This is a genomic window from Shewanella saliphila (genome assembly GCF_014648295.1).
Lineage (GTDB): Bacteria > Pseudomonadota > Gammaproteobacteria > Enterobacterales > Shewanellaceae > Shewanella > Shewanella saliphila.
Window position 1 is genome coordinate 41,578 of record NZ_BMQV01000023.1, and the last position, 25,874, is coordinate 67,451.

Sequence of the window (25,874 nt, forward strand, 5' to 3'; positions counted from 1 at the left end):
GGTGATACTCCCTGTTCTAGGGTTCATGTCAGTAACCATGTTGAATAAAACAAACAATGCTTAAATCAAGCTGTTTTTGGGTTTATAGCGAATAAAAGTACATAACACATTTGAACCTCCCGCCAGTGATATAGATGGGCGAGCATTCTTGCTTATGCAGGGTATTTGACTCGTTTGCCGTCAAAGTAAAATCAATGAACCCCCTCTAGCCAAGGCGCTTGCTTTCCAAAAAGACCAGAGTTTAAGTTAAACGTGCCAACGAGCTTGTATTGATTGAATAATTGAATGAGTTCTTTATCTTGGACTAAGCCATCATCATAATTAAAAATAACCGCCTTTTTAGCTCCGTTAGGATAAGTTAATTCAGCTGAATTAACTGGTGTTACAAAAATCAAAAAAATGATAATAAGCAAAAGTTTCATTAAAGTGTTTCCATGTATGGAAGTAATTGTTGTTTCCAAAGCTCATAGCCTTCACGGTTCAAATGTGCCCCGTCAGTGGTAAATTTTGGATTTAATGTGCCCTGAGGAGTTAAAAATACTCCGTGAAGATCTATATAGGTAAACTTTTTATCGTTAATTTGTTTGACCTGTAGTTTGACTGAATGCGCTAACGCTGTAATGAAATCTCTATAGTCTGGCAACAGGCTTTGCACGTAAATGCGAGTAGTTGGCAAGGCTTGATGTATCTACTCTGTAATCTTTTCAATGTTGAGGCTGACTGAAGATAAGCTTTTGATTTTTTGCTGATAATACAAATTAAAAATGTCATTAATTCCTATCATGATGAACACGGATTTTGGCGGATTAGCTTTCATTTCTTCTAAGCGTGCCAGTACGCCATAGGTCATATCACCTTTTATACCGCGGTTTCGTACCGCTAAATCACCAAAACGTCGTCCCCAACTCATGCCTTGTTCGGTAATGCTATCACCAATAAATACAATATCTCCCGCTTCTAAAGGCTGTAAATTAAACATTGTCATGCGGTCATTGTAATGGTTCTTTAACCATTCAGATTGAAAAGGTATTTGTTGCAAGGGCTCACTAAAAGACGGACTACACATGATAGTCAACATTAACAGTAGTGAGACATTAATCATTTTTTGCCATACACAATGACGAGTTTTTTTTAATTGATATGCCATGTTAGCTCTTTAATAATGAAAGTGATCGAGTGATCACATAATGAAGTTAATTTTATTCTAGCCTTAAAAAATTAATTAAAAATGTGCTGCAATCGTATTCAAAGCGGTTCATCAGAAAAGTTAAGGCATTTATAGGGTAAAAAATAAACCCAGTTATCGCTAAAATAGCGACGAGCCTAAAACCCCAGATTACATCAGTTTTCAGCAGCGCTAATCTCAGTGACAAAGGTGAGCAGCAGAACGATTTCTTGCGTTATCATCAGCAGTTGTTGGTTTGCAAGAGGCTAAGCCAGTCATTGGAAAAATAAAGAGTTATACGAAAGCCTTAAATTTAAGTGAAAGCAAGTCACAGGCAAAAACGATACCTAATGTAACCTGTAAACCACCAGTAAACATTGATTGTTTTTATTTCCGTACAATTAGTCGCCCACTAACACAAAGGTGATAATATGCTTAACTTTGTAAAATTCACATCTTAATGTGAGCGGTTTTCATATAGGCTTTCTTTAAATGCAATGTTCGGTTACTGTTTGATTTACAGGAAATAGTACTTATTTGGTGCGCTTGCTGCACTATGTTAGAACTGCGCATTTATTTTTAACATTTTTGTAAAGCGAATACTTGCCCAGAAGACTTATTTACACGATTCAACAGCGTAATTGCCTTTATTTAATTGGAATAAATATTGCTAGAGCAACAATAGGATACGACGTGTTTTAGGGTTTTTATATGGTTGCACATTATTAAAGAGGGATTTATTGATGACAATTACAGTTGGTATAGCGCACCATACTCAGTATAAGTACGATCGGTTAGTGAATATGGGGCCGCACATATTCCGCTTACGCCCAGCACCGCACTGCCGTACTAAGATTAAAAGTTACTCTTTAAAAATCATTCCTGAAGATCATTACATTAATTGGCAGCAAGATCCTTTTGGTAACTATCAGGCGCGGGTAGTGTTCAATCAACCCACTAAAGAGTTTAGTTTTACCGTTGATTTAGTGGCTGAAATGACGGTGATTAACCCTTTCGATTTTTTCTTAGAAGACTACGCAGAAGAGTTTCCATTTGTTTATGATGCGGTCACAAAAGCCGAACTTAGCCTCTATTTAAAAAAACGCAAACCCAGCAAAAAATTTCAAGAACTTATCGAGTCATTACAACCTAAAAAGCCGCTGCGAAGTGTCGATTTTTTGGTTGCCGTTAACCAGGCCATTTATGATTTAGTGGATTATGGCATTCGTCTTGAACCCGGTGTACAAACCCCAAATGATACCCTGACTAAGCAATCGGGTTCATGCCGTGACTCAGCCTGGTTATTAGTGCAGCTGTTTCGTCATTTAGGATTAGCTTCGCGCTTTGTTTCTGGTTATTTAGTGCAATTAACCTCAGATCAAAAATCGTTAGATGGCCCAAGCGGTCCAGAGCAAGACTTCACTGATTTACATGCTTGGACTGAAGTGTATATCCCAGGAGCTGGCTGGATTGGGCTTGACCCTACCTCTGGTTTGTTTGCCGGAGAAGGCCATATTCCGCTTGCATGTACTCCCGAACCTAGCGCCGCCGCACCAGTGACGGGCGGGATCGATGACTGTGAATCAGAGTTCAGTTTTTATAATAAAGTGACTCGTGTACATGAAGACCCGCGGGTAACTAAACCTTATTCAGAAACGCAGTGGACATCAATTAATCGTCTCGGCTTACAAGTTGATAAAGCCTATGATGAATACGGCATACATTTGACCATGGGCGGTGAGCCGACGTTTATTTCTATTGATGATATGGAACACCCGCAATGGAATACTGAAGCCGACGGTAAAGAAAAAAGGGCATTAGCTCAAAATCTATTTGTCGAAATGAATAAAGTGTTTACCCAGGGTGGTTTTACCCATTATGGCCAAGGGAAATGGTATCCAGGCGAGCCTTTACCGCGCTGGCAATACGCGTGTTATTGGCGTAAAGACGGCGTAGCATTATGGCAAGATGCGAGTCTACTCGCTGATCCAAACAAAGATTATAAATTAGATCATACCGACACCAAACGATTCGCAGAGACATTTTGCGAACTGATCGGCATTGATAATAAAGCCTTAACCACAGTGTACGAAGACATTCTCTACCATTTATGGCAAGAAGCCTCATTACCGGTTGAAATAGGCCCCAAGCAACCAGAGTTGCTGCATGCCATGAGCCGTAAAGGCTTACTCGAAAAAATGGAACGTGGCATTGAAAAACCTGTTGGATATGTGGTGCCACTGCAATGGCATGATAAACGTCATTGTTGGCAATCTTGCACTTGGGAATTTAAGCGTGGCCATTGCTTTTTACTCCCCGGAGAGTCGCCATTAGGTTATCGCTTACCATTAGACAGCCTTGAGTGGTCGGGTAATATTATTGACCGCGATCCTTATGATATTCCTGATTCTTTTACAAAGGCGAAAAAAGTCAAAAAAGGCTTTATTGGCAAAGAGATGATTAAAACCGCGCTGGCCTTTGAGGTAAGAGAAGGGCGTTTATATATCTTTATGCCACCAACCAGCCATTTTGAACACTATATGGACTTATTAAATGCCATTGAAGCGGCAGCAAAAGCGCTTAGCATGCCGGTGGTGATTGAAGGTTATAGTCCACCTAAAGACAGTCGAATCGAAAAATACGCTGTAACACCCGACCCAGGTGTGATTGAGGTGAACATTCACCCATCGAATTCTTGGGAGCAGTTAGTTGAAAGGACCACCACCTTATATGGATTAGCAAAAGCATCCCGCTTAGGCACTGATAAGTTTATGGCCGATGGTCGCCATACAGGTACCGGTGGCGGTAACCATGTGACGTTAGGCGGCGAAACACCCGACCAAAGTCCTTTTTTGCGTCGACCTGATATTTTACGCAGCTTTATCACTTACTGGCAGCATCACCCTGGCTTGTCGTATTTATTCTCAGGTTTGTTCATTGGGCCAACCAGCCAAGCCCCTCGTGTTGATGAGGCACGTGATGAAGTGCTCTATGAGCTAGAGATTGCATTTTCACATATGCCAGAAGGCGAGGTGCCCCAACCTTGGTTAGTTGACCGCTTATTACGGCATTTATTAGTTGATTTAACCGGTAATACGCACCGAGCTGAATTTTGTATCGATAAATTATATTCACCAGACTCATCTACAGGTCGTTTAGGCATCGTAGAGTTTAGGGGCTTTGAAATGCCGCCTCATGAACAAATGAGCCTAGTGCAAATGCTATTGCTGCGCACCTTGTTGGCCTGGTTTTGGAAAAAGCCTTATCACAAGCCGCTGATCCGCTGGGGAACTGAGTTACACGACAAATACTTATTACCACAATATGTCGAAAACGATTTAGCACAAGTCTGTAGAGACTTACAACAAGATGGTTTTCAGTTTCAATTTAACTGGTTAAATCCATTTTTTGAATTTAGATTTCCGGTATGTGGTACACGTGAGCTTGATAACGTGACACTAGAGTTAAGAACCGCAATTGAACCCTGGCACGTACTCGGTGAAGAGGCGAGTGCTTCTGGCACTGCAAGGTATGTTGATTCGTCATTAGAAAGAGTGCAAATAAAAGTACAAGGCAGTATTGGCGATCGTTATGTGGTGACCTGTAATGGCCGTCATGTGCCACTCAAACCGGTTAAAGGTAACGCTAAAGATGAACAGTTTGCCGGCATTCGATATCGAGCCTGGCAGCCACCATCAGCGTTACACCCAACCATTGGCGTACATGCTCCGCTGGTTTTTGATTTGATTGATACCTGGGAAGGTCGGTCGTTAGGCGGTTTTGTCTATCATGTTAGCCATGCGGGAGGGCGAAATCCTGAAACATTGCCTGTTAATGCCTTTGAAGCAGAAGGGCGCAGAGTGGCAAGATTTTGGGAGCATGGGCACACGCCATCGATATTACCCTCGGATCTGCCTAGTTGGCTGCCATCGGCTGTAACCCACCGATTTGAGGCCGCTGAAAAGGTCAGTGAATTTGTTGTACCAGAGGTTGAAAGTATTAATCCTGATTACCCTAATACCCTGGATTTACGCCGACAACCTAAGTTTAAGTAATCATAGCGATATTTGTATCATTCCACCGTAAATAATCTTAAAGTGGAATGATACAGGGGCGGTCGATTTGTCATAGTTGCAGGGCCAAATATCATTGGTTTTTGACCCTGCATTTGTGACAAGATGGTTATTGCCATACTTTTGGGCAGCAATTCACCGACGCAACAGACCCTCGTGACCCCATGCATTTATCACGGTTTATCTTAGATGAGTGTGATTATTGATGTTAAAACGGAGCGCGTTCAATTGTATATTAACAATAGCACTATGGCTGAATTGCCTGACTGGCTTTTTAAATACCTAAATACATCACATGCTCATGACGAACTCGCCAATCACAGTGGTAAGAGTCCAGATCATTGGGACACCTTGTTCAATGGATTATCTAGCTTAACAGCAGAAGATGTCAGCGAGCGCGCTATCGAAATCAGCCAACTATTCCAAAATGGCAATATTAAACTCGACAGAAACCAAAAATGGCATTTTGATCCGCTACCTTTTATGTTTTCCAAAAATGACTGGGCTCTATTGGAAGCAGGCATAAAGCAAAGGACATTATTACTCAATAAAATTCAGCAAGATATTTATGGCGAGCAAAAATTATTGCTCGATGGACATATTCCTGCGCAGCAATTATTTAAAGATAATAACTACCTGCGAGAAGGGTTTAATCTGCCTCAAAATGAACTCAAACTGTTTTTTACCGCATTGGATATTTATCGCGCTCCGTCTGGCGAATTTAAAGTATTAGTCGATCATTGCCAATGTCCATTGGGGTTAGGGTTGTTGCTCGAAAGCCGTATTATTGCACGGCGTGTGATGGCCGAAGAATTTGCCGAATGCAATGTTCAACAAATTAAAGGCTTTTTGAAACGATTTACCGATGCAATCAACGAATATACCCGCTACATGGATGACCCAAGGATTGTGATCCTTACCCAAGGTGTTGATGACCCTAATTATAACGAACACGCATTTTTATCAACTTACTTTGGTTATACCCTGGTACAAAGTGCCGATTTAACCGTGCGTCATGGTGAAGTGTGTTTAAAGTCGTTACCTGGCTTAGGTAAAATAAACGTGATCCTTCGGTGGATACCGGATCGCAGTATTGATTCATTAGAGCAAACTGAATACTCACTCCACGGGATCCCTGGGCTACTTCAAGCAGTACGAGAAGGCACGGTTAAAGTGTTAAACCCATTTGGCAGCGGCGTATTGTCATCACCCGCGATTCAATGTCGTCTCGATGAGTTGTCTCAGCATCTTTTAAACGAGCCTTTGTTGATTGGCGAGCCGAGTCATTATGACCTTGAACAAGCCAAAACACTCGATTGGAGTTTGCTTGAATTAGTCAGTTATAACGATAAACATTTTAAACTCGATGGCGCGAGTGAAGTAGATAAAATTCGAGCTGCAATTAATGAACATCCTGATGCGTACTTTTTTCAAGAGAAGCCAGTATTTAGCTGCGCACCTTTTTGGAGTGAAGGTAAGCTGGTGGCCAAGCCTGTGGTGTTTAGATGCTATGCATTAACCACAGAAAATGGCGTAGAAGTACTGCCTTCAGCCTTATGTTTTTCTAATGAAAACGATAAAGACCCAAGTGTGTCGGGTTGGCTTAAAGACACCTGGATAAATGCTGTAGATAACCTTGTGGCGGGTGCTCATAATATACCTGCTCCCGTGAAAAAAAGAATGGATGTGACTCTACTAGAAGGGGTGGTGTCGAGCCGCACCGCAGAGCATTTATTTTGGCTGGGACGTTATCTTGAACGCAGTGAAAACACGATTCGCATCTTACGTATTTTTATCGACAGATATACTGAGCTGGCTATTTATCCCAGTACTATGCGCCGAAATATTGTCACGCGATTATTAAGTGCCATTAAGTCTCAGCATATTGTGTACCCTTATATTGAGCCCACCGACATTGCTGATGAATACGAGCCTAAGCAGGCTAAACAAATGGCTTTTCAATTACTTGCAGATGAACAATGTCCAGGGAGTATTATTAATACCCTAACATATTTGTTTAATGCAACGTTGCAAATACAAGAGCTGTTATCCAATGACAGCCGCCGAATTATTGAAGACATTAATGATCAAATTCAAAAGCTTAAACGCGTAGCGGTTAATATTTCTGCTCGCGGGATGCAAAGCAGCTTAGATCAGATCATTGGGTCTATTATGGCATTTAACGGCTCTATTACTGATTGTATGCCTAATAGTAATGGTTGGTTTATGTTAGAAATCGGCCGCAGAGTTGAACGCAGTATTCAAATTAACTCACTCACTGCAACCTTGTTGTCTGAAGAAACCCTTGAAACAGAAGAACTTGCCATATTAGAAGCGGTATTGAGTTGCCAGGTGAGTTTGGTCACTCACAAACGTCGTTATCGCATGTACCAAAGCATTGGAACCGGTATCGAATTATTGATGTTAGATGCTGAATATCCGCGTTCATTATTATATCAATTAGAACAAATTGATTTACTTTGCCAAAACCTGCCGATTAAACGGCGCCCTGGGGTGATATCGGCACATGAAAAAGCCATTTTGCTCTCTAAAACTACGTGTTATTTAACAGAGAAAGATTATTTACAACACAGTGTCGAGGGGCAGCGTAAGCAGTTAATGGAGTTTAGCCATAATATTCGAACCAATTTAAATACGTTTTGTGATGTATTGCTAGTGCAATATTTCTCTCATACCCAAACGGCCAGTAAATTAAACTGGTCTAATATTGAGCAAATTCAGTCGTGAAATATAAAATTAAACACTCAACTACATATCAATATGCTGACTTTGTTAGTTTGTGTCAGAATCATGCTCGATTAACGCCAAAAACTATTCGTGGCCAAATTTGCCATAGCAGTCGAATTGAAATTACCCCTCCATCGAGTTACATACAGCAATTTACCGATTACTTTGATAATACCGTCACAGTGTTTGAGATCACTCAGCAACATAATATGCTCACAGTAACCATGGTCAGTGAAGTCGAATTATTAGTCAGTAGCAATGACAATTTAACTAAAGTGGATATGCCTTGGACTAAGGCTCGCGATTTATTAAATAAACCGACAACACATGAATTGTTAAAAGCATCCGAATTTGTCATGCCATCTCAACATACGCCAATCGATGAGATGGTTAAAGCTTATGCGTTGGTGTCATTTAAACCCGGCGTGAGTTTAATTTCTGCCTGCAAAGATTTAATGGCACGAATTTTTCATGAGTTTTTATATGATCCAGGTTTTACAACCATAAGCACACCTTTAAGTGTTGTATTTGCACAAAAAAAGGGCGTTTGTCAGGATTTTGCCCACTTTGCGTTAGCGTGTTTACGTAGCATGGGGTTAGCGGGACGGTATGTGAGTGGCTATATCGAAACATTACCTCCAGAAGGTGAAGAAAAATTAGAAGGCGCTGATGCCACCCATGCCTGGTTTGCGGTGTTTGTCCCTAATTTTGGTTGGGTCGATTTTGATCCAACAAACAATGTATTACCTAAAGAACAACATATTACTTTAGCGTTCGGTCGTGATTTTTCTGATGTCACCCCTCTTAAAGGAGTGGTATTTGGTGGTGGTAATCAGCTACTTGGTGTAGCAGTGGATATGATTAGATTAGATTAGATTAATTAGCATCAATCCTATCAATTCATATTCGGTATGACTTAATGGTTTATAGGCGGAAGTGTATGATAATTGATTGGAAAGCGTACAACACCAAAGGTTTTTTTGATGAATTAATTGACGGACAAGGAAACGTCAGATTACACGGACAAAAATTAGCTCAGTTTTTTGCCAATCTTTCAAAAGATGAATTAAGTAAAGCGAGATCAGTGGCCGACTTAGCCATTAAAGAAATGGGTATTACCTTCACGGTTTATAATGAAGGTAGCATGATAGATAGAGCTTGGCCTTTTGATATTATCCCTCGTACGATTGGCAAAAATGAATGGCAAAAAGTCGAACTGGGTTTAAAGCAACGTGTAGAAGCGTTAAACCTATTTATTGATGATTTGTACCATGATCAAAAAATCATTAAAGACGGTGTATTTCCAAGAGACTTACTCGAAAAGTCGGTAAATTTTCGTCAACAGTGTGTCGGGATTAATCCGCCAAATAAAATTTGGGCGCATATTTGCGGTTCAGATTTAGTTCGTGACGGTAAGGGCACTGTGTATGTACTAGAAGATAACTTACGCGTTCCTTCTGGTGTCTCATATATGCTTGAGAACCGCTCAGTCATGAAGCGGGTTTTTCCTGAGTTATTTGAGCAAATGTCTATTTTGCCTATCGATGATTATCCCTCGCAATTGTTTGATATGTTAGCCGCTATGTCGCCTCGTCCGCAGGACAAACCTGAAGTGGTTGTATTAACCCCTGGGGTGTTTAACTCTGCCTATTTTGAACATTGCTATCTTGCTCAAGAAATGGGCTGCGAATTAGTCGAAGGCCGAGATTTGGTGGTTGAAAAAGATGATTGTGTCTACATGCGAACCATTACCGGTTTGCAACGTGTAGATGTGATTTATCGTCGTATCGATGATCTATTTTTAGACCCTGAAGTGTTTTTACCTGATTCTCAATTAGGGGTACCTGGGTTAATGCGTGCGTGGTCTAAAGGGAATGTCGCCTTAGTGAATGCGCCAGGCGCAGGGGTGGCAGACGATAAGGTGGTATATGCCTATGTGCCAGAAATTATTAAGTATTACCTTAATGAAGAACCTAAAATTGCTAATGTACCAACCTATAAATGCCTGGATAAAAAAGAATGCGATTATGTCATCAAGAACATTGATAAGTTAGTCGTTAAACCTGCAAATGAATCTGGGGGATATGGCTTATTAATTGGGCCTAAATCCACCAAAAAAGAACAACAAACTTGTATTGAACAAATTAAAGCAGACCCACGTAATTGGGTTGCCCAACCTACGTTAAGTTTATCTACCGTGCCGACGTTCGACGGCCCAGAACCCGACGGACGCCATGTTGATTTACGACCCTTTATTTTATCATCGGGTAAAGACGTTCAAGTCACTACTGGCGGGTTAACTCGTGTCGCGATGAATAAAGGATCATTAGTGGTGAATTCATCTCAAGGTGGCGGCAGTAAAGACACATGGATTGTTGACGAAGAGGCGGAATAATATGCTATCAAGAGTAGGTGAAACCTTATATTGGGTGTCTCGTTATATTGAACGTGCGGAAAATGTCGCGCGGGTGATTAATGTAAACAATATGCTGTTGCTGGACTTACCAAAAGGTGTTTGTACTGGCTGGGGACCCTTAATTGATATTATTGGTGCACGACAAGCTTATTTAGAAAACAATGCCGACTTCTCAGAGGCAAAAGCACTCAAATACTTATTAATCGGTAAAGATAACCCCTCTTCAATCTTAAACTCCATTATATCAGCGCGAGAAAGCGCTCGAACCATTAGAGATGTCATACCAAGAGATGTTTGGGAAGAGATTAACTCGTTATATTATTATGTTAAAAATAATCAAAGTGAAGGCCTGAGTAAGCGTGGCCGTTTTGCTTATTTAAAAAAGATTATTGAGTCTGCGCATCTTATATTTGGTACGTTGAATGCGACGATTAATCATGACAACGGTTATATTTTTATTCAATTTGGCTCAATCATTGAACGAGCAGATATGTCATCGCGAATTTTAGATATTCGCTCAGAAACACTCATTACCAATGAAGAAGCAAAGCCCTATGAAAATATTCAATGGATCAGTTTATTGCGCTCATTAAGTGCGTATCAAATGTACCGTCAAGAAATGGGGGTAAGAGTGCAACGTGCTGATGTGATTGAGTTTGTGATGCACAGCGAAGTGTTTCCACGCTCAATATTATTTTGCCTCAATGAAATGAAATCGTTAGTTGAACCACTGCTTAATTCGACAGAAATAATTGCCATTATTGATAACGCGAGACATGATTTGAAGGAAAAGAACGTTAGAGACCTTAAAAATGGCTTTTTGCATAATTACGTTGATGAAATCCAAATAAAGTTAGCCGCTATTCATAACGCATTGGCTGAGTCCTATTTCTTAAAATCGCCTTCTCAAACACAATCTCAATCACAAAGTTAGTCAATCCGTTTACCGACATACCGCGCCAGTAAAACGATACTGGCGCTCGTATATTATGTTTGTCATCTAGTACTTCATATCCTGATATTATACCAATTCCATTAATTATCTGGTCATTCAGCGGGAGTTCTGTGCCTTCTAGGCAAATAATAGAATTGTAGGCATAGTTGCTCTCGGCAACTGCTCCTGCGTTGCTCTACCTCCTGCATCCATGCAGTCGTACGTCAAAATGCTATTAAGCAGCATAGAAGGCACAGAAACCCGCCTTGCAGGAGGCTCTCAGACCGTTCATTTCTTTGTTGCATTGCCTTAGAAGGGAATAACCATTATTTCAACAATGCGCCTCAAACTGAACAATCTGAGTGACTCTGATTGGTCACATAATTAATGGAATTGGTATTAACCTTAAATGCCTTCACTCTCAGCGACTGCATCATTGATTTAATGTGCCGATTACTCTAGGTTAGCAACGACTAAATGCGGTTTTTGAGTTGCTTGAGTTATTTTATCTAATCACTTAATCAACGTCTTTATTGGCAATGGTATGGGGATACACAAAATCCTGATTGGCGTCATAAAACAATCCAATACAACAAAACTAAAATATGGTTCAAGGACGAAAAATGAATATCGTTAATCTCGACAATATGGACGTGAAAGGCATCTCGATACGGACAGATAACTCATCTGAAATGTCACCCTCTACGGCCAAAATTGGTGCGCTTTGGCAACAGTTTTATGAACAGTTAGCATCAAATCTCACTCAAGGCTCAAATGTATTCGGTCTTTATACCCATTATGAGTCAGATCACATGGGCCGCTTTGATGTTGTAGCATGTTCAGACAAACTAACAGCTGGAGATCTTGCGTCATTTCAGATTCAATCTGGTGAGTATTTGGTGTTTAAAGGCACAGGAGAAATGCCTCAAGCCATTATCGATTTATGGGGCGAAGTTTGGGAATATTTTGATAATAATACTTGTCAGCTGAAAAGGGCTTATACAACAGACTTTGAACACTATATCAATGAAAATGAAGTAGAACTCTTTATCTCTGTTAAGCATGGTTAAGCGAGTGCATTTGAGCTCGAGCTTTTGAGTTATTGTTTATCGATATAGGAGGTCATTTGGACTCTGTGGATTTTTTATAACAATAACTGGCTGATGTTTACAGTAGTCATGCCGCAGTCAATTGCCATCAGCGGACACAATTTAGCTTGTCGATGTTGCAGAGGAAAATAGATGTTTACGATTGTGATAGGCCATTTTTTAGGCATGATAGTGACGATGCTGTTTTTCAGCAATGTCGCGATTATTTCAACAGGCCCTGTGAGTCAGTTTTTGACATATTTGGGGTTAGTGTGTCTGCTAATCTTTTTAGAATATCAGTTAGTTAACAGCTTAAAGCGAGGCCACATCTATTTTCGTGGTTCGATAGATAAATCTGACGGTGTTAAATTTACTCAATGTCAGCTTGCATACTCTTTTCAAGCGGGCCTCTTCATCATGATTATATTGCGCAATCTATTGGATTAACTCCCGATATACTCAATTAATGAGCGAGTGCGTATTTATGTTCCAAAGAGGCGGTATGGCAACCTTTAAAGGATGTCCCCTTCACTGCAATATTCAAGTATTTATTAAGCGTAACGGTTACCTTACTGTTTGAGCCGACTCAATAAAACCGCTGACATAATCGAGTGCTAAGTCTGCGTCGCGAACCCCAATATTGACACTTTTTAACAGTCCTTGTTGGCCAATGCGGACAGCTTTAATGGCTAAATTGTCTTCGTGTGATGCAATTAACCAATCAGGCAATACCGCGATACCCCGGTTAGCAGACACTAATTGCAGCATCATATCGGTTGTTTCTATTGGCACTCTGCGTTTTGGTTGGGTGTTGGCAGGGATTAAAAATTGGCTGTAAATATCTAACCTATTATGGTCAACAGGCACAGTGAACAAGGTTTGATCTTCAAGATCGTGCGGCTGAATATACGATTTTGTATACAGCGGGTTTAGCTTGCTCACTACAACCGATAAATGGTAATCAAATACCGAGGTAAAATGTATACCTGAGGTTGTGATGGGATCTGGGGTTATCAATAAATCGATGTCATTATTTTTTAACGCTGCAATACCGTCAAAGCGAAATGCATTGTTAATTTCAACATCAACTTCTGGCCACGCTTTCAAAAATTGCTGTATTTTTCCCATCAGCCATTTCTCACACGGATGGCATTCCATGCCAATACGCATTATTCCTCGACGTCCAGCGGAAAATTCTTGTAATACCAATTCCACTAATTATCTGGTCATTCAGCGGGAATTCTGTGTCTTCTAGGCAAGTAATAGAATTGAAGGCATAGTTGCTCTCGGCAACTGCTCCTGCGTTGCTCTACCTCCTGCATCCATGCAGTCGTACGTCAAAATGCTATTAAGCAGCATAGAAGGCACAGAAACCCGCCTTGCAGGAGACACTCAGACCGTTCATTTCTTTGTTGCATCGTCTTAGAAGGGAATAACCATTATTTCAACAATGCGCCTCAAACTGAACAATCTGAGTGACTCTGATTGGTCACATAATTAATGGAATTGGTATAATATTCGTTCGGCGTATTCAAATTCTGAGATGACTTTTTCAGCCATTGACAACAGGTACTGACCCGCTTGTGAATATACCAGGGTATTACCGCTTCTGCGCCAGATTTTTACGCCATAGTGCTTTTCAAGCTTTGCGATGGTATGGCTCACAGCTGATTGAGTTAAATTTAAGCTATGGGCTGCGGCTGTCACGCTTTTTAGGCGGTGAACCTCTTTGATGATGTGTAAATGATGATGCTCAAGCATTATGATTTAAATTCATTCCATATTTAATTTTTACCATTAGTGCTCATATTAGAGCTTTGTTAACATAAGTTCAATTTCGCGCATTAGTCAACGCTAAATTAATCAACCCCATCAATCCTACTTGGTTGTCATTATTATCCATTGCGATGTTGCATAGGGCACATTGATGCCTGACTGAGCCAAGCAAAAGCGATTCGGTTACATTCCTTTTTACGTGTCTTTAGGAGATACATTTTATGATTAACGACTCTATCTATGCCTTTATTATTGTCGGTATAGGGGGCACGATATTGTTAGATATTTGGGCTGGGTTACTTGCCACTTTTTTTGATGTCCCCGCAACAAACTGGAGGTTGGTAGGCCGCTGGGTAGGGCACATGAAAAAGGGGCAATTTATTCAACCAGCATTGGCTAAAGCTGACAGTATACCGGGCGAGCTCGCCCTGGGTTGGCTGGTTCACTATGTTATCGGTATTGCTTACGGTGTGATATTGATGGTGTGTTTTGGGCCGCAGTGGTTAAACACGCCTACATTGTTAGCACCATTATTAGTGTCCTGGATTGGGCTTGCCGCGCCGTTCTTTATTATGATGCCGGGTATGGGCGCGGGTATTGCAGGTGCCAACACCCCAAAACCTGTAGTGGTCAGATTTAAAAGTACAGTAGGACATACTGTATTTGGCCTAGGGATGTTCATCACGGCGCAATTAATCAGTGGTTAGCCTTGTTCATATAAGTCAATCTTCTTGGCTGAGAGTGTGACGAATAAATACGGGGCATTGTATAGCTGCAATGGATCAATATTTGTCACAAACTCTGTCATACCGCGAGTTTGGCACTGATACATTTCTCATTGCTCTTCATATTCAAGAGCTTCATATTTATACCCAATCAACTTGAAGATACGTGTTTCAGAGCTTCACCGTGTTTTCAATACTAGGCGCGTTAATGCGGTAATGTAGGTACCTTATAAATTAGCGCAACAACGTAGTGGGAACACGGTGAAACTCCCAAAGGGCAAGTTTTACACGCGTTTATGCTTCGTTATTGATTTTGGAAAGGGAACACCATTACCCGCAATCAATAACGAAGCATAAACGCGTGTAAATTCTTGCTGAAATCGAGCATCTTCAGGTTGTTTGGGTATAACACCTTTAAATGAATGCTCATTTCAAGCTAAATCGGCTATTTCACATACAGTGTAAGCTTGCAGAACCATGTTGTTTGATATTAGCAATAAGGTTGAATCCTGTTTTTGCACAGACAATTGTTATCAATAGGGGCGTTGTCTCCGCGATATGGTGTAGAATAGGCCATCAGAATAAGCCGCAAGTAATGCTCTAGGAGCATTTGTGGCATGCCGCTTTAAATTTTTAATGTAAATGAGATTTTAATGTCAAACGTAACTTCCCTTGAGCTAAATGGCTTTGTACAAGAATGCGCTAACGCGTTAACAGACAACACATTACAACGTTTAGTGTTTTCCAAATACCGTGGCGACGATAAAGAGCTAAATCGTATTGCTGTACGTAGCGTAGAGCTAAAGGGCCAACGTCTTGCATCTTGTTTATATGAATATCGCACCAATCACATTACCAAAAATGTTGAGCAAACAGATGTCGAAGCATTGTGGCAGCAGTGGTTAGAGGGTGATTTTCAAAGTGCACATTTAATCACTCATGAGTGGGAAGTGCAGTTGAGTATCAGTAAAAAAGGCAAAGTACTAATCAATAAATACCGTAATAAAAATGCGCCAAAAACCAACGACAAACAGGTTAGCGTCGATGACACTCTGTCACACAATCGGGCCAAAAAGCGCTTTGTTGAACAAGACCGTCCTTATTTACGCGAGCTAGGTATTACCGATGCCAAAGGCGAGATCATTCCGTCAATGTCGCGTAAGTGGAAACAAATTAATAAATTTATTGAAGTATTATCACGTGCCATTGATAACACTGGCTTAGCCGATAAAAATGAAGTGCACATTGCCGATTTTGGCTCAGGCAAGGCGTATTTAACCTTTGCCGTACATGACTATTTTATCGATAAGCTGCAGGTGAACACCCAGGTGACCGGAGTCGAGTTACGCCAGGGGTTAGTTGATTTATGCAATCAAACTGCGGCAAAGCTAGCGTTAACTGGGATTAAGTTTGAACAAGGCGATGTACAGCACTTTAAAGCTCAAGGCATTAACATCATGATTGCCTTGCATGCGTGTGATATTGCGACTGATTATGCGCTGCATATGGGGATCCGCACCGGGGCTGAAATTATTATGTGTTCGCCATGTTGTCACAAACAAATTCGCCCGCAAATGCAAAGCCCACAGCTGCTTGCACCATTATTGCAACATGGTATCCATTTAGGTCAAGAAGCCGAAATGGTCACCGATGGTTTACGCGCACTCTTACTTGAAGCACACGGTTACGACACCCAAGTATTTGAGTTTATTTCACTTGAACACACCAGCAAAAACAAAATGATTTTAGCGCAAAAACGTAAACAACCACGTGATAATAGCGCTATTTTAAAGCAAATTGCCGACATTAAAGCGTTTTATGGCATTAAAGAACAATGCTTAGAAACCTTGTTAGGTTAAGTGATTAATGTCTTTGATTGAGGGGAGAGGTTGTCTCTTTTATTAGCTGGGCGACCTTTTCAACATATTGAACCAGGATGGTGCAATATTTTATGGTATAACACACTAATAAAAGTAGTTTTTATCCATTATTTATAATGGTTTAGTGTGACTTTAACCACAGTTAGCCATATGTGGTATAGGTATGCTTATAAAATAAGCTATGATTATTAAGCCATTTAATGATAGGGAACTTCAAATAAATAATGACTGCCATATTTACCAACATTGAATTTTTAGATGAGGCAACAAAGGATGATGTTGTCGCATTGATAGCTCAAACTGTCAGCAAAGGTGCGCAATACATTTTGGTGGTCATTGGCAGTCAGTCATCTATATGCATTGAATCAATGCCCGCGATAGCCGCATCTACTCCAGTTCCCTTAAATGCCTGCGTTATTCCTGGTGTGGTGTTTGGCCAACAATACAGTTATAGCGGCATACTGATACTGGGTTTTAAAGGGCCCATCACCAGTCTGCTTATTCCCGATATTAGTGCCAGCCACGAGGTATTGTGCCAACAGTTACAACAGTTTGTGGCGACCAATGGTACTTATGGTTCTGCTGGTATTTTTGTCGATGGTTTAAGTCATGCTGTTGAGCCATTTATTGCCACAGTGTATGAAATTTTAGGCAGTGACAGAATTTTAATTGGCGCAGGCGTTGGCGATCTAAATCGCCCTTCCAATATGTGCATTGCCAATGATCAGGGCTGTTATCGCAATGCAGCAATTCTTTTTTGTTATTCTAATTCTTTTAAACTGCAAGTTGAAGGTAAACACGACTTGCCTCAAGTTGCTGGACCATACTTAGTCACCGAAGCCAATGCAAACCTCATTCATAGCTTAAATTATCAACCTGCGGCAGCAGTGTTCAGTGATGCCATTTCAACCGTCAGTGGCGTTAAGATTCCTCAACATGAAATAGATCAACATATAAACAGTTATCCTTTTGGTTTAAAACAATTAAATGAAGAACATTTAATTAGAGATATTATTGCGGTTAAAGGCAATAGCCTTGTGTGCGTGGGTAACGTTGCTGAAAACAGTTTGGTGTATATTCTCAATGCCACCAAGGATGTTTTAATTGCAGCGGCAAGTGATGCAGGAAAGCAGTTTTCACAAAAATTGTTGCCTGCTACGGCAGACCAAATGCGTTTTGTGGTGTTAATTGACTGTATTTCGCGGGCGCTATACTTAGGTGATGATTATCAATTAGAGTTAGGTGCCATTTGTGAGCAATTGCCACTGGGTAAAGTACTTACCGGGGTATTATCCATTGGTGAAATTAAAAATACTCGCCAGGGTGCTATTCAGTTTTTAAATAAAACAATAGTGCTCGGGGGGTTATAAAGTGCCAAGTTCACCTGTCAATTTAGCCACATTAGAGTTGGTTTCAATCCAGTATGAAATTACTCGCAGCCTCAATGCAAATGATGACTTAAGGTCGTTGTGTCGCCGTTATATGGAGACTTGCATTCGCCGTTTGTCGGTAAAAGCGGCTTATTTGTATATGCCAACACTGGTGGCAGGCGATTTATTTAGCGACACCGAAGTCAGTCATAGTGATTGGGGCCGGGTGAGTATGCCTAGCATTGCGGCATGTTATCCGGAGCAGATTAGCGCCATTAACCCTATTTTTAATCAAGTATTAGCTCAACCAGAAACAGAGCAAATAGAGACTCAATTCATTGAGCATAATGGTACTTTTTATCAGCTTTTTACTTTAGCAAAACAGGCTATTTTTATCCTTGAGCGTAATGAAAGCCCATTGCCGCCTCAGGTTATTAACGCCATAACCCCCGCCGTTAAAGATTTGTTTCATGCATGTCGTGCTTCTTTGCAACACTCCCAAGTGGTAAATGAAGTTGAAAAACGTAAACAAGCCGAACAGCAACTAACCTATATCGCATTTCATGATGAGTTGACCGGTTTACCAAACCGCACGCGGTTAATTAATGTGCTTAATCAACAAATCCAATTATGTGGCCAGCATAATAACTCTGGTGCATTACTTTATATTGATTTAGACAATTTTCGAGATATTAATGATTCGCTTGGGCACCAAGTGGGTGATGACATACTTTGCTTACTGACACAGCGATTACAGGATATTTGTATTCAACGGGAAATTTTAGGCCGTTTTTCAGGTAATGCATTTGTGATTGTGTGCCCAAATCAACTAATGGAGCAGCCATATCTTGATGCGCTGCTGCTTAATGTTCATCAATGTTTTGATGAGCATTATTTGATTGGTAATCGCAGTATTGATGTTAATGCCAGTATTGGTGTGACCTACTTTTCTGCTAGCAGTAGCGATGCATATACCGTGTATATGCAGGGCGACCTGGCGATGTCGAAGGCGAAAGTGTCGACAGGGACCAGCTCGGTGTTTTACCAACAAGATATGGAAAAACAAATTCGGCGCCGTTATTTACTGGATGCCGATATGCGTACCGCCTTAGCTCAAAATGACTTTTTTATGGTAGCGCAGCCTCAAGTTAATCAACATGGCGAGATTATTGGCGCCGAGTTACTTATCCGTTGGCAACATGCTGAGCTAGGTTTTATCCCGCCCGATGAATTTATTGCGATTGCTGAAAAGTCTGGTTTTATTATTCCGCTAGGTGAATGGATTTTTGAACAAGCGTGTATTTGCATTACAACGTTGCAACACAAGCCATTGAAAAAACAAATAAAAGTGGCTATTAATGTCAGTGCTAAACAGTTTTATCAGCCAGAGTTTATCCAGCGGGTCAGTGCGTTAATCAGCAAACATAAAATTAAGGTTAGCGACATTGAACTTGAATTAACCGAAAGCGCCATGTTAGAAGATATTCAATTGGCCGTAACCAAAATTGCCGCGCTAAAACAAATTGGTTTTGAGCTTTCTATTGATGACTTTGGTACCGGTTATTCATCGTTAAGTTACCTTAAACATTTACCCGTTGATAAAATTAAAATCGATAAGAGCTTTGTGTCACTCATTGATAAGCGTGAGGATAGTCGCGCCATTGTTGAGGCTACCATGCTGATTGCTAGAACCTTTAAATTAGGCTTAATTGCCGAAGGGGTAGAAACTGCGGCAGAAGTGGCCACCTTAAGCAACATGGGCTGTAACGAGTTTCAAGGTTATTATTTTCATAAACCGATGGCGATAAATGACTTTATTTCATTGCTGACGACTTGATGACCAAAAATGACAGACTGATAAAAATAAAAAAGCCATTGAAGAACAATGGCTTTTTTATTACTCGCTCAATGGAGGTTATGATTTTGCCTGCGCATCTTCTGAGTCTTGTTTAGGTTGCTTTTTAGAGGGTTGTGATTTTGATGTTGATTCGTCATTCTCGGTCACTGCTGTAACTTTTTCACCTTCAGTGTCATCAGTTTCTTCATTGTAAAAATCAGATAACACTTCAGCTAAATGCTCTCGAGAGACTTGTCCTTGCAAATCGCCCTCAGCGTCAACCACTGGAATAGGGAAGTCAGACGCCATCGTGGCTGGGATAATGCCTTCAAGTAACGCATCTGGTGAAATTGGCGGTAGATCTTCTAGCTCAAAGTCATCCATCGATGTTTCTTTATCCAGTTTTACCGCATCTTCTAATGCGTCTTGACACACTACACCCTGGAATCCGTCATCGTTAATGTAATAGGCATAGTTATCTGGAATGCGTTTCATTTGTTTGAGCGCATCGCCAATGGTGTCAGCCGTTAACCGATAAGCAGGTGGCTTCATTACGGTTTCAACGGTCAGAGCTCGAGGTCGGTTAACATCTTTTACAAACGCTTCAACATAGTCGTCGGCAGGGTTAAGTAAAATATCAACCGGTTTGCCGACTTGCACTAGGTTACCGTCTTTAAGAATCGCGATACGATCGCCAATTCGAAGCGCTTCATCTAAATCATGGGTAATAAAAATAATGGTTTTATGTAAATCTTTTTGTAGATCAATGAGCTGCTCTTGCATTTCACTGCGGATCAGCGGGTCTAAAGCCGAAAACGCTTCATCCATTAGCAATATTTCAGCATCAGTACACAGTGCTCTTGCTAAGCCGACACGCTGTTGCTGTCCACCTGAAAGTTGCAATGGGTATTGCGCTTCGTAACCGGCTAAGCCAACGGTTTCAAGCCATTTGGTGGCTTTTGCATTTCGAGTGGGTTTGTCGACACCTTGCACGCTCAAACCGTAAGCGACATTTTCAAGGACATTTTTATGAGGCATTAAACCAAAGCGTTGAAATACCATGGCCATTTTATTACGACGAAACTGCTCTAACTCTTTGATGTTGAGTTTCATTACATCTATGCCTTCAACCAGGATTTGCCCTTCGGTAGGCTCAATCAAGCGGTTAAAGTGGCGGATTAATGTGGATTTACCTGAACCCGACAGCCCCATAATGACAAAGATTTCACCTTTATCGATATCAAGATCAATGGCTTTAAGGCCAACGGTATGTCCGGTTTTTGCCAGGATGTCGTCTTTAGACAAGCCTTCTTTAACCATCGGCATGACACTGGCTGGTTTTTTACCAAAGACCTTATACAGATCTTTAATTTGAATAAATGGTTGTGTTGCTGATCCGTTAGTCATGATTTTCACCCTGTATATGTTTCATCGAACGTTTAGCGTATGACTGCGAGACTCGGTCAAAAATAATGGCCAGAGCAACAATCGCTAAACCGTTGAAAAGTCCAAGCGTGAAATACTGGTTAGTAATTGATTTCAGTACAGGTTGACCTAAACCATTAACACCAATCATTGAAGCGATAACCACCATACCTAATGCCATCATAATGGTTTGGTTAATACCGGCCATAATGGTGGGTGAGGCAAGAGGTAATTGCACTCCTAGCAAGCGCTGCATTGGGTTGGCACCATAAGCTGTTGCGGCTTCAAGTACTTCTTTGTCTACCAGGCGAATGCCTAAATTGGTTAAACGAATTACCGGCGGAATGGCATAAATTACTACCGCGATAACCCCAGGAACTTTACCAATACCCAATAACATCACTACAGGGATTAAGTAAACAAATGCTGGCATGGTTTGCATAATGTCGAGTACAGGGGTAACGATTGACTGAGTACGATTACTGCGAGCCATTAAAATACCTATGGGGACCCCAAGTACAATGGCTAAGATTGTACACACAGTGATAATACTGAGGGTGCGCATGGTGTCTTCCCACATGCCTAGGTAGCCTATGAGTAAAAACGAGACTACAACACTTAACGATAATTTCCATGAACGGCTAACCGCATAAACTAGGCCTGTAATACACAGTAATACTGCCCACCATGGGGATTGGACTAACAGTTTTTCAAACCAAATAAGAAAGTCGAGCAGGGGATCAAAAAAAGCTTCAATACTGTCGCCATACTCACGCGAAAAGTCCAGAAAGGCACTGTCCAAATACTTGCGAATTTCTAGCAAAGTTGAGCGATCCAACTTCGGAAATTTGCTGAACCAAGAAAAGTCAGCCATTACTACCTCTGTTATTATTTTCGGGGTAAATCAAGAAGGGGCTAAAAAGCGAGGCCGAAACAACTGTTAAGTTGCAAGCCTCGCATAGTTGTTCATTACAAGTTTGATACAGCAGAATCAATTTTAGCCGCAACATCTGCAGGAACCCATTGGCCCCAAATGTCTTTATGGTTAATCATAAACTCTTCTGCAGCTATCTGACCGTCTGCCTGGTTTTCTTCCATCCATGCTAACAGTTGGTTCATTTGAGCATTGGTAAATGAACGTTTGCCAAGATAACTAAATGCAAGCGTAGACTTTTTGGCAAAGTCAGCAGTTGTGACGGTTTGTACTAACGCCGCTGGATACATAGTTGCTTTTGGCTCTGCACAGTTTTCTTTTGAAATACAGTTACGGAAATGCTCTATATCACTTTCGTCAGCAAATTCGACTTTGACCATGTCATATTTACCCAAAATAGCTGTAGGTGCCCAGTAATAACCAAACCAAGGCTGTTGACGTTGATAAGCATGAGCAATAGAACCCGATAACCCAGCACCAGAACCAGGGTTAATTAAATCGAATCCTGCAGCATCAAGTTTTAAGGCGCGATATTGATTGGTGGCGGTGATTTGGCAACCCCATCCAGCAGGGCAACCATAAAAGGCACTGCGCTCTGGATCTTCTGGGTTAGTAAATAGTGATGCATTAGCAATAATGCCTTCGATGGTTCTTAGACTTGGGTCTTTATCGACCATGTATTTAGGCACCCAAAATCCTTCTTCGCCACCATTAGCTAATGAATGACCGGCAACGGCGAGGCGTTTTTCGCTAATACCACGCTCCATTAATTCTTTTACATTATTCCACCAGATTTCTGGTGCAATATCGGGCTGACCCTTTTCGACCATAGACGTACTGGTTGGCATGGTGTCACCTGGTGTGAGTCTGGCTTCGCAACCATATCCATGCTCTAAGATAAAGCGGTCAACATTGGCAATTAATGAAGCAGAGCTCCAGTTCATGTCGGCAATGGTAACGGTACCGCATTGTTCTTCTGCTGCGGCTTGAAAGGCGGTGCTACTGAGCAGTAATCCACCAATTAATAATATGTTTTTCATATAGAGCTCCGTGCCATAGGTTAGAATTATTGTGAAATTGCGCGGTGTAAATTATTAGAGTTCAAACTAGTTGGTTTGTGGCTAATCAAATCGACTTTTTGTTACCTCAATATGTCAGCTTAAAAAATACGCTAAAATGCAATTAAGATGGTTTAATCTAACATAATTAAAGCTTCTTTAACAAATTTAGCCATTTGCGAGTTTAGGCTTATGTATTTGCTCTATAAGATATTAGTTAGTGCTAAACCTATTTTGAACCGTTCTAAAATGGTCATGTGCTAATCACAGTATGGTTAACCCAATGTGGCGTGTCATTAATCAACAACTTGTGTCATCCAAGTGTCCGTGGATCACGGTAAGGGGTATGCGAGGGCTATGGGCTGAATATACCGCTTAGTCATGTACAATAGATTAAACAAAGTTAATCCGTATAAGATTCACTCTCTGATAAGCTAAACCTTGAGAAAGCTTAACTGCAATGGATAACGTGATGAGGAGTGAATATGAGTAACGTCATAAAATATTTATTATTAGGCGCATTAGTTTGCTTAGCCCTAGTTTGTTATTCCGTTGGCAGTACAACGGGTGCCGTGGCGTTTATTACCATGGGCGTACTGCTTGAAATCGCGTTTTGGCTTGGGATTATTAAGTCTACGCGTGCTCGTAGACAATCATGATAATGGCAACATGCGGCAACAAAAAATCCGCATGTTACTCAAGCTTTAGCGCATTAAAAACTATATTGGGCACGAAACGAAAATGCGTTGTCATAACCTTCAGTCACACCATCGTCTCGATGTTTCGCTCGTATAAAGTTAGCCTTAAACATTAAGTCTTCATTGATTAAATAGTTTACCCCAACGGCAAATGTTTGAGCCTTACGGTTTTCTTGTTCTAATTCAAATTGGCTAATCCGCCAGGTGAGTTCCCAGTCATGTTCGGCTTTAATTGTGGCTAACTTTCCATTTTTATAATGACGATTTTTCCCCGACAGTGGGTAACTCATTTGGTAATATCCGCCTTGATAATGGTAGGATCCACGAGTGGGGTCGTCGATATCTGTTTCGACCCATTCAGCCATAGAGACAAAACCCAGGTACTGCCACATTAACTCAACACTGGCTAATGACATATCTTCAGCGTCCAAGCGAGTGCCTTCTAGTAATGAATCACTTGAATATACTTCTAAAGGCTCGTTAATTCTAAATTCATCGCCACCGAGTTGTCGCTCACTTAACGCCGAACCGAGATGGAAAAAGTTATCGTCATCATCAACTAATGCCCAGGTGAGTCTGCCTGTTACTCCGTAACTGTTTTGTGAGTTTGCTTCTTGAAAGTAACCTAAATCCCAAGTGAAATCTCCAGGAGAGCCACTTAGCTTTAATCCTATATTGCGCCCTGGCGCTAGAGCCTCAGTGACCATACTGCGTTCAATCATAAAGGTGTCTCTGGAGCTGGTCAGTTTTTCCAGTCCAAAAGGTTCTTTTTGTTGGCCAAGCGTAATGTTTGCCCAGTCAAACCCTTTATATTGCACATAGGCATCTTTGATATCGATTTCGCCATCTGCAATGTCTATTTGAAATTTACTGCGCCAATCATCACTAAATTTAGCTTTGGCACTTAATCTGGCACGGCGAATGTCGGTGCCATCATTTGAGTGTTGTTCATCTTCAAGAAAAAGATCTGAAAATTGATCATGGTCGAACATAATATAACCGCCAAAGCTCAGTTCGGGATACTCTGTGGCCGCCGTGCTGGTGGCAACCATGAATAAAGCGGGCGCTAAATACGCTGCTAATGTTCTCATGAGTTTGCTTCCACTTGGTTATGACTGTTAGTGGCGAGCTTTTGTTTAGTGGCTTCAGGTATGTAATAAACAATTAAATCAGCAGTATCTCTTAAAAAATCAATGTGCTCTATTTCTGCGTTAGTAACTTGTAAACCTGTACGTTCGCATAAATCCGCGAGTAATAATGCTTTGTTTTGCGGTTTAATATTGTCGATTCGTTCGTATGAAATGCGTTGGATTTTATGCTGCCCTTGAAAGAAGCGCGTATCGACTAAAAAGGCAATGAAACATAAAAAAGCATTGATAAAAAACAGTTCTAGTGTCGGTAATTTACTCACAGCGCAAAGTAGAGCGATGGCTGTTACCATAAACAAATACGTCATTTCTTTAATCGAGATGGTATCGGTGCGATAACGTAACATGCCAAATACAGCAAATAACCCAAAAGCAAACTCCATTGACATATCAACACCATGGAGCAGGTAGGTAATTAAAAATATCCCAATTCCAAATAATACAAACGAACCGGCTACATTGGCATTTTTATGCAGGGCCACCGCATGAGTGTTTAATTTTTAACCTAACTACTAAACCCAACCTTTAATACTGCTTCAAGCATCGATGGATTCATCATGCATCGCTTTTGTTTTCCAACAATGCTTATCTTCGTCGGC

General features: G+C 41.0%; 21 protein-coding genes. 12 read left to right on the top strand and 9 right to left on the bottom strand.

The window, feature by feature from the left end:
- Window positions 1-191: 191 nt before the first annotated feature.
- Window positions 192-461, bottom strand: a complete 270-nt coding sequence (locus tag IEY48_RS11990) for a hypothetical protein (protein WP_188920608.1) — start codon at window positions 459-461, stop codon at window positions 192-194.
- 227 nt (window positions 462-688) lie between these two features.
- On the bottom strand, window positions 689-1,147 hold the full coding sequence (locus IEY48_RS11995; RefSeq protein WP_188920610.1) for a GDSL-type esterase/lipase family protein: 459 nt from the start codon (window positions 1,145-1,147) through the stop codon (window positions 689-691).
- A 761-nt stretch (window positions 1,148-1,908) separates the two neighbouring features.
- On the opposite strand from IEY48_RS11995, the gene IEY48_RS12000 reads away from it, so the two are divergent.
- From IEY48_RS12000 to IEY48_RS12030, 7 genes are all read left to right on the top strand, one after another.
- On the top strand, window positions 1,909-5,220 hold the full coding sequence (locus tag IEY48_RS12000; RefSeq protein ID WP_188920612.1) for a transglutaminase family protein: 3,312 nt from the start codon (window positions 1,909-1,911) through the stop codon (window positions 5,218-5,220).
- A 207-nt stretch (window positions 5,221-5,427) separates the two neighbouring features.
- A complete protein-coding gene (locus tag IEY48_RS12005; protein WP_229786426.1) occupies window positions 5,428-7,986 on the top strand; it encodes a circularly permuted type 2 ATP-grasp protein in 2,559 nt (852 codons plus the stop codon).
- The gene (locus tag IEY48_RS12010) at window positions 7,983-8,861 is read left to right on the top strand and encodes a transglutaminase family protein (protein WP_188920615.1); all 879 of its coding nucleotides are present in this window, start codon (window positions 7,983-7,985) and stop codon (window positions 8,859-8,861) included. The genes IEY48_RS12005 and IEY48_RS12010 overlap by 4 nt, the downstream gene beginning before the upstream one ends.
- Window positions 8,862-8,926: 65 nt before the next feature.
- The gene (locus tag IEY48_RS12015; protein ID WP_188920617.1) at window positions 8,927-10,381 is read left to right on the top strand and encodes a circularly permuted type 2 ATP-grasp protein; all 1,455 of its coding nucleotides are present in this window, start codon (window positions 8,927-8,929) and stop codon (window positions 10,379-10,381) included.
- 1 nt (window position 10,382) lies between these two features.
- Entirely contained in the window at window positions 10,383-11,336 is a 954-nt protein-coding gene (locus IEY48_RS12020) for an alpha-E domain-containing protein (RefSeq protein ID WP_188920619.1), read from the top strand.
- 623 nt (window positions 11,337-11,959) lie between these two features.
- Complete coding sequence (locus IEY48_RS12025; protein ID WP_188920621.1) at window positions 11,960-12,406, top strand: GyrI-like domain-containing protein; 447 nt, start codon at window positions 11,960-11,962, stop codon at window positions 12,404-12,406.
- Between the two features lie 171 nt (window positions 12,407-12,577).
- Window positions 12,578-12,871 (top strand): hypothetical protein, encoded by a 294-nt coding sequence (locus tag IEY48_RS12030; RefSeq protein WP_188920623.1) that lies wholly within the window; start codon window positions 12,578-12,580, stop codon window positions 12,869-12,871.
- A 117-nt stretch (window positions 12,872-12,988) separates the two neighbouring features.
- Here IEY48_RS12030 and IEY48_RS12035 read toward each other — a convergent pair whose 3' ends face one another.
- Both IEY48_RS12035 and IEY48_RS12040 read right to left on the bottom strand, forming a co-directional pair.
- A complete protein-coding gene (locus IEY48_RS12035; RefSeq protein ID WP_188920625.1) occupies window positions 12,989-13,639 on the bottom strand; it encodes a LysR substrate-binding domain-containing protein in 651 nt (216 codons plus the stop codon).
- Between the two features lie 282 nt (window positions 13,640-13,921).
- Window positions 13,922-14,185, bottom strand: coding sequence for a LysR family transcriptional regulator (locus tag IEY48_RS12040; protein ID WP_188920627.1), 264 nt, complete (start codon window positions 14,183-14,185; stop codon window positions 13,922-13,924).
- 236 nt (window positions 14,186-14,421) lie between these two features.
- Here IEY48_RS12040 and IEY48_RS12045 point away from each other — a divergent pair, with 236 nt between their 5' ends.
- From IEY48_RS12045 to IEY48_RS12060, 4 genes are all read left to right on the top strand, one after another.
- A complete protein-coding gene (locus tag IEY48_RS12045; RefSeq protein ID WP_188920629.1) occupies window positions 14,422-14,907 on the top strand; it encodes a DUF2938 domain-containing protein in 486 nt (161 codons plus the stop codon).
- A gap of 671 nt (window positions 14,908-15,578) precedes the next feature.
- A complete protein-coding gene (locus IEY48_RS12050) occupies window positions 15,579-16,784 on the top strand; it encodes a class I SAM-dependent methyltransferase (protein WP_188920631.1) in 1,206 nt (401 codons plus the stop codon).
- A gap of 245 nt (window positions 16,785-17,029) precedes the next feature.
- A complete protein-coding gene (locus IEY48_RS12055; protein WP_188920633.1) occupies window positions 17,030-18,175 on the top strand; it encodes an FIST signal transduction protein in 1,146 nt (381 codons plus the stop codon).
- A gap of 1 nt (window position 18,176) precedes the next feature.
- Complete coding sequence (locus tag IEY48_RS12060) at window positions 18,177-20,012, top strand: putative bifunctional diguanylate cyclase/phosphodiesterase (RefSeq protein ID WP_188920635.1); 1,836 nt, start codon at window positions 18,177-18,179, stop codon at window positions 20,010-20,012.
- 78 nt (window positions 20,013-20,090) lie between these two features.
- Here IEY48_RS12060 and IEY48_RS12065 read toward each other — a convergent pair whose 3' ends face one another.
- The 3 genes from IEY48_RS12065 to IEY48_RS12075 form a co-directional block, all read right to left on the bottom strand.
- The gene (locus IEY48_RS12065; protein ID WP_188920637.1) at window positions 20,091-21,419 is read right to left on the bottom strand and encodes a quaternary amine ABC transporter ATP-binding protein; all 1,329 of its coding nucleotides are present in this window, start codon (window positions 21,417-21,419) and stop codon (window positions 20,091-20,093) included.
- Window positions 21,412-22,311, bottom strand: coding sequence for an ABC transporter permease (locus IEY48_RS12070; protein ID WP_188920639.1), 900 nt, complete (start codon window positions 22,309-22,311; stop codon window positions 21,412-21,414). The genes IEY48_RS12065 and IEY48_RS12070 overlap by 8 nt, the downstream gene beginning before the upstream one ends.
- A gap of 95 nt (window positions 22,312-22,406) precedes the next feature.
- On the bottom strand, window positions 22,407-23,411 hold the full coding sequence (locus tag IEY48_RS12075) for an ABC transporter substrate-binding protein (RefSeq protein WP_188920641.1): 1,005 nt from the start codon (window positions 23,409-23,411) through the stop codon (window positions 22,407-22,409).
- A 503-nt stretch (window positions 23,412-23,914) separates the two neighbouring features.
- Between IEY48_RS12075 and IEY48_RS12080 the strand changes: the two genes are divergently transcribed.
- On the top strand, window positions 23,915-24,088 hold the full coding sequence (locus IEY48_RS12080) for a hypothetical protein (protein ID WP_188920644.1): 174 nt from the start codon (window positions 23,915-23,917) through the stop codon (window positions 24,086-24,088).
- Between the two features lie 53 nt (window positions 24,089-24,141).
- On the opposite strand, the gene IEY48_RS12085 is transcribed toward IEY48_RS12080, so the two are convergent.
- A complete protein-coding gene (locus IEY48_RS12085) occupies window positions 24,142-25,218 on the bottom strand; it encodes an OprO/OprP family phosphate-selective porin (protein ID WP_188920646.1) in 1,077 nt (358 codons plus the stop codon).
- Entirely contained in the window at window positions 25,215-25,757 is a 543-nt protein-coding gene (locus IEY48_RS12090; RefSeq protein ID WP_188920648.1) for a DUF4956 domain-containing protein, read from the bottom strand. Before IEY48_RS12090 ends, IEY48_RS12085 begins: the two co-directional genes overlap by 4 nt.
- Window positions 25,758-25,874 lie beyond the last annotated feature (117 nt).